This window comes from Rickettsia endosymbiont of Culicoides newsteadi (assembly GCF_002259525.1).
In the GTDB taxonomy this organism is placed as follows: Bacteria; Pseudomonadota; Alphaproteobacteria; order Rickettsiales; family Rickettsiaceae; genus Tisiphia.
In genome coordinates this window covers 1-11482 of record NZ_MWZE01000057.1, presented here as the reverse complement: position 1 = coordinate 11482, position 11482 = coordinate 1, and the positions used below count along the sequence as shown (strand labels likewise).

Here is an 11482-nt window from a genome sequence, read left to right as displayed (position 1 = left end):
AAAAAAACATTTATCACAGGCATTAACTCCTTGCAACTCCTATATCTCCTTTATTTTTTCTTATCCCTTATCCCGAATTGACGTTTTTTGTAATTCAAACGATAGATATAAACAATCAAGATTATCACATTTTGGGATATACAATCTTGCATCTCCATTTATGCTAAATTTATGTTTTGACCTATAAAAAACTGTGCCAGCATATCCATTAGTAGTAATCTGGATAGATTCCACCTCATGATCAAAATGATTTATATAACCTAAAACACCATCTTGTTTGGTGTTTGCTGAGTAGACAGGATACGAACCTTCATGTTCTTTAATATAAGTCTTAGTGTATTTTGCTATTCCCTTTTTTATATTAAAAATATCCTCTATTTTGATACTTTGGCAACGTCCGATTTCATTATCAAATTTATAAAGAACGCTATCTTGTAATGATTTACTAAATTCATTACAGATCATTCCTAAATCCCTAATTATATCGCTAAATTCACCAATTGAAACCATTTGGTCTGTTTCTCCAATGCTAATTCAATTTTTTCTTCTTTACTCCACCATCTTTCTACAGACCAATTTTTACCACTGTCAAATTCATTTATCAAAACTATCTTACATCTCTTATCATGATTAAGATTTGCAAAATACTTCTTATTACCCTTAAAAGCGTTATACAAATTAACAGCTTCTTTTAAGTCATCTTGCTCAATATCAAATCTATTTACATCTCTGCTTTCACCAATTTCACTAACTAAATAGGTGAATACTGGATCAGTCTGAATATCAGAAATATCGAATTTTTTTGTAATCGCTAAAATATAAGTCTTTTTGGTCGTTGTAAAAAATGTCTTTAATGGCAAAGAAATAATTGCATCAATATAGCAACTATCTAAAATATATTGCCTCAAATTTTTATCGTTCTGTCTATTAAAAATTCCATCAGGAATAACTATAAAAGCCTTACCACCTTTTTTTAGAGCTTTTATAATCCATTCCATGAAAAGCCCCTCAATACCCATGGCATTTATCTTATAATAATTTTTTAACGTAGTATTTTTAGCTATCTCTTCTTTTAAATTACTACTACCACTTGTTACATAAGGTGGGTTTGTTAAAATTAAGTCATATTTTTCTTCTTCTGCTTCTGAAAGCGTACCAAGTATCGAGTTTGTTTTTAAAACAAAACTCTCATTAAATATTTTGGCAAATTCCTTAGTTAATCCAATATTATCTTTTATCAGTTCACAAAAATAAATAAGCATATTGGCTTTTGCTAAAATGATGGTTTTCTGCTCATCTTTATCAAAACCCTTATCAAAACCAACTATTTTAACTTTTTGTATTATTTTATTGTTTTCAACTTTAAAGAGCTTATCAAGATCGTTCTTTATAAATTCTAATGGAAATTTTCCCACTCCGCAGGCTGGATCGCAAATAGTCATTCCTTCTTTTAGCTCACCTTCTGCCATTTCATTGATAGCACGGACAACTTTAATCGGAGTAAAGAATTGCCCCCAATTCTTTTTACTGATACTTTCTTTTAAAAAACTCTCGAATAACTTACTTTTAAAATCATGATCAATATGTTCAAGTTTTCCATAATTTTTAAATTTTTGTAGAACTTTTTTAAAGACTATTCCGTAACCATCAACAGCTTTTTGTTCTTTGCTGATAAATATGCTACCATTTATTATGGTGGTCTTGTCTAAAGCATTTTCAGGAAACAGCTCTTTTATTTGTGGTCTGATAATATTTGCATAATGTTGTAAAACTGTATTAGTTTCATTGCCTTCTTCATACATCCCAAGTAAAGTGTAAAAATTATAAGTACCTTGCAATATTTTTAAATCACTTAAATATTTGAATATAAATAATTCAACAAATGTGTATAAGCAATTATCAGGGGTTGCACCGCTAACACTCCAAACATCTTGCCATATTTGTTTTGCTAAATCTGTTGGATTGACTAGTTCTTTTGGTAAAATTCTATCATTTTTCTCATTTATTGATTGTATTATTTCATTGATAACTTTTGGTAAGTTTATATCTTTAGAATCAAAAGGATATTTAAAATCATTAGCTTCTTCGGTTTTCACGGTATTACCAGTAGCAACATTAAACCATACCGTCTCTTTGGTATCAGTTGCAATAATTAATTTTGTTTTTAGTTTTTTGGCAACCTCAATTTCTTGCAGAATGGCATTATTTTTTTTATCCTTGGTATTAAAATGTTCAGGTGATTTAAATTCCACAATAGCAATAACTTCTTTTTGTTTGGTGATAATGGCATCAACTCTCTTGTTTGATACATTCCCATAGTCTATACTTCTTATTATATCAGATTTTTTTAAAGCACTAATAGTTGTTGAACCAATATTATAAAAATTCCAAGTCCCTATTTTTTCAGGATTCTTGATTAAATCTCGTTGCAGAAGTTCTTCGCTCATAATTAAATCATCCAATTATTCAATAACAATTTAAAAGCCGCGTTATTGTTCCTTTAATTATATCCAAAACAAAACCCATCAACAATAGATACTTAAGATATTTGTCAAAAAGATAATTGCTGGTGCTGTTAGCTTATTTATGCTACACTTTCTTAAAGCAAATATTTATAGTAATTCTCAAATATAATATAATAATATGACCTTTAAACTTTCTGATCTTAATACAACAGTTAAAGATATTAGTACCATTCAAGGTAAAAATAAGCCGCCAAGAATGCTAGTAGGTACGGATGAGTTCTATGACTTGGTTGTTAATAGTGATGTATTTGTTGATAAAAGTCTAATGATTCAAGAATTACTAGAGGACAATGGTAAGGTTATCCTAATCACCAGACCAAGACGTTGGGGTAAGAGCTTGAATATGAACATGCTCCAGAAATTTTTTGAGATAGAGGTGGATCAAAATGGTGTTCCTTTCCCTACAGAAGATAGAGTAAATAACAAGCTATTTATCGGGGGTGAAGTAGATTTAGGACTAGCAACAGGTAGAAAAAAGTTACTTAAGAAGTTGAAAATAGCTCAGTACCCAGATGTAATATCTGAGTACCAAGGTCAATTTCCGGTGATTTTGCTCAATCTTAAAGATGTAAAAGGTAGTAGTTATCAGGAAATAGAACTAGGTATAAAGGATCAAATTATAGAATTATTTGCAAGTCATCATTACTTAAATCATCATGTAACAGAAGATACAGGACTATTAAATAATGCCCAAAAAGAAAAACTAAGGAGATATTTTGATGGGAAACTTGAGAGAAATGACTTAAAAGATAGTTTACGGGTTTTGAGCGAAGTGCTGTACAAACATTTTGGTCAAAAAGTTTACATATTAATCGATGAATACGACACGCCGATCAATAGTTCGTATATTGAATTTGGTGATAAATTAAAAGAATTTGATGATGTACTAAAAATATTCCGCGGGATGTTTGGCAGTAGTTTAAAAACTAATCCTTATTTAGAAAAAGGGGTAATAACTGGCATATTACGGGTTGCTAAAGCTAATTTATTTTCGGATTTAAATAATGTTAGTGAGTATAGCTTGCTTGATGAGAAATATTCTAAGTTTTATGGTTTTACTCAAGCAGAAGTTGATGAATTGTTAGCAAAAGTACCAACAGCAACTAATCCTGAAAAAATTAAAGCTTGGTATAATGGCTATAGTTTTGGTGGGGAGATCATCTATAATCCATGGTCGATTATGCAATGTTTAGCTCATAAAGGCAAGCTTGACCATTATTGGCTTGATAGTGGGGGGACGGCTCTTGTTGATAAAGCATTATTGTCAGATGGAATGCAGGAAGATTTACAGAGCTTAGCTGCCGGAAAGAGTATTATCTCACCGATTGTCAAACAAATTAGTTTTGCTGATATCAACAAACCAGTAGGATTATTTAGCTTGTTGTTATTTAGCGGTTATTTAAGCCCTATTGCTAAAAAACCAGAAGAAGATATTTATGAATTATCGGTACCAAATAAAGAGGTACGATATATATATAATGCCAGAATGCTCCAATGGGTAACTGATCAGTTACAAATTGATCACTCTCGATATTATTCTTTTGCTACTTTGCTGCCGGCAGGTAAAATAGAACAGTTTAAAGAAAGGTTGCAAGAATTATTGTTAAATGCTACTAGTTTTTATCAAACTGGTGAGAAAAAAGCCGAGCTATTTTATAGTGGCTTTATGCTAGGTTTGATTAATACCTTAGCTTCCGACTACATAATAGACAGTGAAAGAGAAACCGGTAGCGGTAGGGCGGATATTGTGCTACTACCCAAGATAGGTAAAAGTGACAATGCTATTATTATTGAATATAAAATATGTAAATCTCCTGATATTTTAGAATCTGTTGCCAAAGAAGGGTTAGATCAAATCGTGAGAAAAAAATATGAGGCTAAAATAAAAGAACACTCGCATGTTCAGAAAATTATCAAAATTGCTATGGCTTTTTGCGGCAAGGAAGTGGCACTAGAATATCAGATTGATGTGGTGAATCTTTAAACTATTTAATATATAAATACAAGAATCCTAAATAATAACAATAACTCAATATTTCTTTAGGTTTTTGTAATATATATGGTGATATTAAATCTTCCAGGAGGAGTCAATAAGGTTTTCTAAGCAAAATTCCTATATATTACAAAAATCTGAGGAAATAAGTTATACTTTATTGTACTAAAATTGTTGTGATTATTTTGTTATTTTATTAAAAAATTAATAATTTTCTTAACTTTTTTATTTGCACAAGTTATAACTTTCATTCATCATATTAAAAATAGCTGTCAAAATGGTTTGTCATTTATTGATTTAATATTTTGGTCTGTTTCCTATATCTTTAGCCTTACATATAAGGTTTATTTGTAAAGATTATAGGTTTTTACTTTACAAGTTTATAAAATATCACTATGCAGTTAGCAATTATATCAAGAGTAAGAAAATTGGATTAAACTACTAGGTTCTGTTGACAAAATTTTTAACGTAACCATATTAAAGCTCCAACGAAATTTAGAAAAGCTAAAAAAGTGGTTGGGGCTTATCAGACCTAGAAAATAACCCCTTATTTTCTAAGCTTTCTACAAACGCACTACTATCATATCCTTTATCGCCTATCACCGTCGTATTCTGAACATCTTTAGTAAGATTTTCAGCCTGAGTTATATCATTTCTTTAACCAGTAGCTAGTATAAACTTCAGTGGCATCAACGAGGGCATAAATTTTAGTACTAAAACCACCTTTACTTCTATGCAAAATATAGCAAAATTGAAGAATGGTGAAACCGAAGGGATTCGAACCCCCGACCTAGTGATTAGGAATCACTCGCTCTATCCTGCTGAGCTACGGCTTCTCTTGTTACTATTTTAAAGAATAAGTATTATATCAAAATTTTTAACAGTTGCAAGCATGCGATATGAAATCGAATGGATTGACAGGCTTATTATTGAGCCAAATTTCAAAATGCAAATGCTCTCCCGTACTGTTACCACTATTACCTTGCACTCCGATAACCTGACCTTTGGTAACAATATCTCCTTCTTTTACGTGCATTTTTTTTAAGTGAGCATATTTGGTAATAAATTTATCTGAATGTTTTATTTCTATTAAATTTCCATAAGAACTTTTTCGCTTTACGGTAATAATTGTTCCATTAGCAGAGGCATAGATGGAAAAGTCTTGGTATCCTTTTAAGTCTATTCCGCAATGAAATTTTTTTTGTTTCTTCCTAGGATGTTTACGCATGCCATAGTGACTAGTAACCTTTACATTATATTGTGGTAACATTATAGGAATAGCAGTAGTTAGCTTATCTAATTGTGCCAGCTCTTTAAGATTATAAGAACTATTTTTATTACTAGCTTTTTGAACAAGTTGTAATTGTTCTGGGGATAAAAACTTATACTTACAATTTAATTTTATCAGCAAATCTTTGATCTTAGTTGATTTAATCATTGCCTGGTTATTAATTGCTTGGCTATTAATATTCTTAGAGCCAATAGCTTTAAATTTTTGTAAAAAAGCCTTGTTATATTTGTCATTATTAATAACAAGACCAAAATTTTTTGCATAAATGCAGTCATTTTTACTTAGTGCTGCTAAATTATATTGTATAATTAAAGTGCCGTGATTCAGTTTGTAATCTTTTTGTAATTGCTGTGCCGTGACGTTTAAAAATGTCTTATTAACAGATGAGGTGCTACATCCTTGTAGGAATAATATTATAGTTAATAATAATATACAGGACTTAAGCATCTATATCCTTATAAGATTTGTTTACATAACCTAAGAAACGATTGCTTTTTATACCAAAGATAAACAGGTATTCCGCTTAATACAAATGAGATAGCTTTTATTGTAACATTTAATGGTGTTTCATAAATAATCCATAGGCAAAAGGCAATTGATCCTAGGGCAATTAACCATTGATATGTTGAAGATTTTTCTGATTTTGTTAGTAGTAATTTTAAAAAAGCTACGCTACAGGCTAGATATACAAATAAAAAAGAGATAACGGAAAAATCAATTATTTCGGTAATTTGTTCTGATAAATCTTCATTGGTTGTACTAATCAATAATAATAATATTCCAATACAACTTATGATTAAACTCCAAATTGGAGCACCATTTTTATTTTGTTTAGCAAAAAAAGATGGCATTAAGCCGTCTTGGGCAAGTCCCAAAGCAATTTGTCCACTGATTAGTACCCAAGCATTTAACGTTCCAATACAAATAATTGAAGCAATCAAAGAAATAAGTAGATGCCACTGACCACCAAAAATTATTTGGGTGGCATCTACATAAGGAGCTTTAGAATGTATTAAGTCTTCTGGTGGGATTAAACCAATTATTCCAACACTATTAATGAGATATAAAATAGCAACACAAAGCGTACCTATTACTACAGCTCTTGGTATTGTTTTTGATGGGTTCATTACCGAACCAGCTTGAGCAGTTGCTGATTCTAAACCAATGAATCCCCAGAATGTTAATAATGTTACCTTACCAAGAATTTGAGAAAAAGTTAAATTAGTTATTTGCTTATCCATAACAAAATTATTACTATCAAACTGATATAATGCCGCAATTGGCACTACTATTAATGGAATAAATTTTAGAATTGCTAGTATAAACTCAGCTCGCCCTGCTACTTCCACACCTTTAAGGTTTAGCAACATAATAGCAAATAATAATAATATCTGCAAAATTAAGATCACAAAACTATTATTCACCCCAATTAAAGGTGTTAAATATGTAATAGCTGAAATAACAACTACAGCCGTACTAACCCATGAAATAACCCAATAAGTCCAGCCGGTAAAAAATGCTACATCATTACCAAAAGCCTTTTTTAAATAAACATGGGGTCCACCTGTTTGTGGGAATCGGCAACAAAGTATAGCAAATAACAGTGCTAAAATTATAGCACCGCAGGAGGATACTAATCCTCCAACTAAACTAAAAATACCGTATGGCGCTAAACTTGCTGGTAATATTAAAACACTGGTGCCAATTTGACTACCAATAACTAAAGCAAAAACTGACCAAAAACCGAGCTTTTGTGACATATAATCCTGAACTGTATGTATAAACCCTGAACTGATTTCATGGGGTAATAATCACAAATTGTACATAAAAAAAATAAAAACTTGAAAATTGATAAATCAATTACTCAAGTTTTTGTAAGCTATATACTAAATAACACTATTGAGTACTGGTGACCCCTACGGGACTCGAACCCGTGTTTTCACCGTGAAAGGGTAACGTCCTAACCACTAGACGAAGGGGCCATAAACTCTTTAAGCTCGTCTATTAACTCTTTAATTTGCAAGGAGTATATTCGAATGATTTAAGAACTAGTATCGTTCAGTTTATACAGTATTCACGAAATATTGCAAGTATGATTTTATCGTTTCTTTGTCTTTTTTCCCTCAGTAGGTTTATTGAACCTACCAATATTCTTTACAAACTTCTGTAGCCCGTTTAATTCTGTACCGTAAGTTTTCGTATATTCTCCCATTATATTTATATCATCTTTATGCGAATCATTAAGTACTAAAACCTCCTCAATTACATCTTTTTTATTAAAAGCAATTTTTATTATTTTTTGTTCAATTACTTTTGGCTCAAACCAGGCTCTCCTAGCTAAAGAACGTTGAACATAATACCAAGTATTAGGAGTATAATCGGGTATAATTGTTGGCGTACCAACTAAATCTTCTACTTCCGATTTGTTAAGCTTTTTTTCTTCAAGTGTAGTTAATAAATTATCATCAATATACTGCCCCCTTGATTCTATAGTTTTACAACTACACAATGTGAGTAATATAGATGAAATAAGAAAAGTTTGAATTATAATGAATTTCATAAATTTTATGTTTAAAATACCTAGATTTTGTAATGGAAGTATAATATACTGCTATATCGATTTGACAAATACTTTTTATTCTAAAGTGTAATTTTTAAGAGGCTATATGGCAGTTCCAAAAAAGAAGACATCAAAATCAAGACGCAATATGAGGCGTTCTCACCTTGCACTTGGTAAAATTAATGTAGTAATAGATTCTCAAACAGGAGAATATAAGCTTCCTCATCACATATCTTTAGCTGATGGCACATATAATGGTCGTCAGGTTATTGTCCAGAAGCGAGAAAAAGATGAAGAAGTAGCATAAACCACAATGACTTGTAAAATTCTTGGGTGTGGTGCCTATTTGCCGAAGCGTATTCTCAGTAATGCAGAATTATCGCTATCAGTTGATACTAACGATGAATGGATTCATTCAAGAACCGGTATATTACAAAGACATATCGCGGCTGATGATGAATATACATCACATTTAGCTATTAAAGCTAGCCAAAATGCTATAGATGATGCTGGATTAAATCCAGCATCTATAGATTTGATAATTACCTGTACCACTACTCCGGATAATAGCTTTCCTTCTACCGCCTCTAAGTTACAAGGTTATCTAGGGCTTGGTAATGTACCTTCATTTGACCTACAGGCGGTATGCTCGGGGTTTATATACGGTTTACATGTTGCCGACTCTTTGATCAAATCTAGAAAATATAAAACAATATTACTAGTTGGTGCTGAAAAAATGTCATCTCTAATGGACTGGAGCGATAGAGCTACTTGTATTTTATTTGGCGACGGTGCCGGTGCGGTAATTTTGCAATATAGTGATGATAACTCCGGTATAATAGATAGTAATATCTATTCGGATGGTCGTTATCACGATATTCTTTACACTGATGGTGGTGTAAGTAGTAATGGCAAAACCGGTAAAATAAAAATGAAAGGACAGGAAGTTTTTAGACATGCAGTAGAAAAGATGAGTAAGATAGCTGAAGAAATATTGCATAATAATAATTTTACCATAGATGATGTTAATCATTTTATTCCACATCAGGCAAATGTAAGAATTATAGATGCCGTTGTAGATCGACTAAAAATCGATCCGAGTAAAGTAGTAAAAACGGTTGCAAAACATGCTAATTGTTCGGCTGCTTCAATTCCTTTAGCTCTTGCTTCTCTAAAATCTTATGGCAATATTAAAAAAGGCGATCTATTGCTTTTTACGGCTATTGGTGCTGGAGTAACTTGGGGTTCGGCTCTAATCAGATGGTAAAAACAACAATCTTCTGGTTATCGCAGGCAGCATTCTAGGCTCTGTGAACAAAATTTAAATTGTTTAGATTTTGACTCTTTTTAGCTGCAAATTATAAGATTTTTTTAAAATAGAACTAACTATTCCGGCAAAAATCTTATTAATTTTCGCTTAAAAACACTCAAAATCTAAACAATTAAAGTTTTGTTCACAGAGCCTAGGAACCTACTTGTTATTTTTCTCTACGATTTTTAAGCTTCGGTGCGGAATCTATAACTCGATAATCAAGTTTTTTTGCAGATTTGAATAAAATATAGGATAATGGTTGTCATCCCTGCGAAAGTAGGTATCTAAAAATGCCCTGAGGTATTATAGATTCCCGCTTACGCGGGAATGACAAAAAAGTGTAATTGTCACCCCTGCTTTGGTGCGGGGTCTAGATTCCGCACCGAAGCGGAAATGACAAGAGGAAATGGGAATGAAAAAATAATGAAAACAGCTATTAGTGGATGATAAAAATCTGTTATATTTATAGCTATAAATGAAAATGTTAATAAAAGAGTATTTGATGATAATGAATAAAATCTTTACCTCTGAATCGGTGTCTGAAGGACACCCAGATAAAATTGCTGACCAAATTTCTGATGCGATTTTAGATGCAATTATCACTCAAGATCCTAAATGCCGTGTTGCATGTGAGACTTTAGTGAAAACTGGTATGATTTTAGTAAGTGGAGAGATTACTACAAATTCTTGGGTTGATATAGAGCAAATAGCACGTGATACAGTAAGAGAGATTGGTTATAACGATCCAAGTCTTGGGTTCGACGCGGATTCTTGTGCTGTTATATCCGGTATTACCAAACAATCAGTAGATATAGCTATTGGTGTGGATAACCAAGATGAGGATATGATTGGTGCTGGTGATCAAGGGATGGTATTTGGTTACGCTTGTAATGAAACAGAAGTTCTGATGCCAGCTCCAATATATTATGCTCATAAATTAGTTAAGAGGCAAGCTAAATTACGTAAGCAAGGAATTTTGCCATGGCTTGGTCCAGATGCAAAATCACAAATTACTTTACGATATCAAGGCAATAAGCCGATTGGTGTTGATACGGTTGTATTATCAACTCAGCATTATAGCCATGTAACTCATAGCCAACTAGTAGAAGCGGTAATGGATGAAATTATTAAACCAGAACTACCAGCAGAATGGATTACTAAAGACACAAAATATTTAATTAACCCTACTGGTAGATTTGTTATTGGTGGACCTGTAGGAGATTGTGGGCTTACTGGTAGAAAAATTATAGTAGATACTTATGGGGGAATGGCTAGGCATGGTGGTGGTTGTTTTTCTGGCAAAGATCCAACAAAAATAGATCGTTCTGCTGCTTACATGGCTCGCTATATTGCGAAGAATATTGTAGGAGCTGAGATAGCAGATCGTTGTGAAATACAAATATCCTACGCAATTGGAGTGGCAGCTCCTGTATCTATTTTTGTTAACACTTTTGGTACTGGTAAACTAACTGATAACGAAATAGCAGAATTAGTAAATGAGCATTTTGATCTAAGACCAGGTAGAATTATAAAACAACTCAAATTGCAAACTGCTTGTTATCAAAAAACAGCGGTATATGGGCATTTTGGTAGAGAAGATCAGAATTTTGCTTGGGAACAACTGGACAAAGTAGCGTTACTACGTACTGTTTCACTAAAAAAATGACACCCATGAAAGCTGATTTAATCATAATACAACCGATCGAGATATTTATATACGTCAATTCGGGATAAGGGATAAGAAAAAATAAAGGAGATATAGGAGTTGCAAGGAGTTAATGCCTGTGATAAATGTTTTTTT

9 protein-coding genes and 2 tRNA genes are annotated in these 11482 nt (G+C 32.1%); 4 read left to right on the top strand and 7 right to left on the bottom strand.

Going from position 1 to position 11482, the window contains the following annotated elements; translation table 11 throughout:
- Positions 1-60 precede the first annotated feature (60 nt).
- Both RiCNE_RS04735 and RiCNE_RS04730 read right to left on the bottom strand, forming a co-directional pair.
- Entirely contained in the window at positions 61-510 is a 450-nt protein-coding gene (locus tag RiCNE_RS04735) for a restriction endonuclease subunit S (RefSeq protein ID WP_094649454.1), read from the bottom strand.
- Positions 480-2447 carry an HsdM family class I SAM-dependent methyltransferase gene (locus RiCNE_RS04730; protein WP_133062942.1) on the bottom strand — a complete coding sequence of 656 codons (1968 nt, stop codon included), beginning with the start codon at positions 2445-2447 and terminating at the stop codon, positions 480-482. Before RiCNE_RS04730 ends, RiCNE_RS04735 begins: the two co-directional genes overlap by 31 nt.
- A 196-nt stretch (positions 2448-2643) precedes the next feature.
- On the opposite strand from RiCNE_RS04730, the gene RiCNE_RS04725 reads away from it, so the two are divergent.
- The gene (locus tag RiCNE_RS04725) at positions 2644-4509 is read left to right on the top strand and encodes an AAA family ATPase (RefSeq protein WP_094649453.1); all 1866 of its coding nucleotides are present in this window, start codon (positions 2644-2646) and stop codon (positions 4507-4509) included.
- Positions 4510-5277: 768 nt separating this feature from the next.
- Here the strand turns inward: RiCNE_RS04725 and RiCNE_RS04720 are convergent.
- The 5 genes from RiCNE_RS04720 to RiCNE_RS04700 all read right to left on the bottom strand — a co-directional run bounded on the left by RiCNE_RS04720 (position 5278) and on the right by RiCNE_RS04700 (position 8369).
- Positions 5278-5354, bottom strand: a tRNA-Arg gene (locus tag RiCNE_RS04720).
- A gap of 41 nt (positions 5355-5395) precedes the next feature.
- Complete coding sequence (locus RiCNE_RS04715) at positions 5396-6256, bottom strand: M23 family metallopeptidase (RefSeq protein WP_094649452.1); 861 nt, start codon at positions 6254-6256, stop codon at positions 5396-5398.
- Positions 6257-6264: 8 nt separating this feature from the next.
- Positions 6265-7569 carry an APC family permease gene (locus RiCNE_RS04710; RefSeq protein ID WP_094649451.1) on the bottom strand — a complete coding sequence of 435 codons (1305 nt, stop codon included), beginning with the start codon at positions 7567-7569 and terminating at the stop codon, positions 6265-6267.
- Between the two features lie 147 nt (positions 7570-7716).
- Positions 7717-7791 (bottom strand) — tRNA-Glu (locus tag RiCNE_RS04705).
- A 116-nt stretch (positions 7792-7907) separates the two neighbouring features.
- Complete coding sequence (locus RiCNE_RS04700) at positions 7908-8369, bottom strand: outer membrane protein assembly factor BamE (RefSeq protein ID WP_094649450.1); 462 nt, start codon at positions 8367-8369, stop codon at positions 7908-7910.
- A gap of 106 nt (positions 8370-8475) precedes the next feature.
- Here RiCNE_RS04700 and rpmF point away from each other — a divergent pair, with 106 nt between their 5' ends.
- The 3 genes from rpmF to metK all read left to right on the top strand — a co-directional run bounded on the left by rpmF (position 8476) and on the right by metK (position 11347).
- Positions 8476-8676 (top strand): 50S ribosomal protein L32, encoded by a 201-nt coding sequence (gene rpmF / locus RiCNE_RS04695; RefSeq protein ID WP_094649449.1) that lies wholly within the window; start codon positions 8476-8478, stop codon positions 8674-8676.
- Positions 8677-8682: 6 nt separating this feature from the next.
- Positions 8683-9636, top strand: coding sequence for a beta-ketoacyl-ACP synthase III (locus RiCNE_RS04690; RefSeq protein ID WP_094649448.1), 954 nt, complete (start codon positions 8683-8685; stop codon positions 9634-9636).
- A 550-nt stretch (positions 9637-10186) separates the two neighbouring features.
- Positions 10187-11347, top strand: a complete 1161-nt coding sequence (metK, locus tag RiCNE_RS04685) for a methionine adenosyltransferase (protein WP_204839956.1) — start codon at positions 10187-10189, stop codon at positions 11345-11347.
- Positions 11348-11482: the final 135 nt, after the last annotated feature.

Excerpts from the sequence above, each read along its gene's own strand:
- RiCNE_RS04735 (WP_094649454.1), bottom strand. The coding sequence starts at position 510 with ATGGTTTCAATTGGTGAATTTAGCGATATAATTAGGGATTTAGGAATG.
- RiCNE_RS04730 (WP_133062942.1), bottom strand. The coding sequence starts at position 2,447 with ATGAGCGAAGAACTTCTGCAACGAGATTTAATCAAGAATCCTGAAAAA.
- RiCNE_RS04725 (WP_094649453.1), top strand. The coding sequence starts at position 2,644 with ATGACCTTTAAACTTTCTGATCTTAATACAACAGTTAAAGATATTAGT.
- RiCNE_RS04715 (WP_094649452.1), bottom strand. The coding sequence starts at position 6,256 with ATGCTTAAGTCCTGTATATTATTATTAACTATAATATTATTCCTACAA.
- RiCNE_RS04710 (WP_094649451.1), bottom strand. The coding sequence starts at position 7,569 with ATGTCACAAAAGCTCGGTTTTTGGTCAGTTTTTGCTTTAGTTATTGGT.
- RiCNE_RS04700 (WP_094649450.1), bottom strand. The coding sequence starts at position 8,369 with ATGAAATTCATTATAATTCAAACTTTTCTTATTTCATCTATATTACTC.
- rpmF (WP_094649449.1), top strand. The coding sequence starts at position 8,476 with ATGGCAGTTCCAAAAAAGAAGACATCAAAATCAAGACGCAATATGAGG.
- RiCNE_RS04690 (WP_094649448.1), top strand. The coding sequence starts at position 8,683 with ATGACTTGTAAAATTCTTGGGTGTGGTGCCTATTTGCCGAAGCGTATT.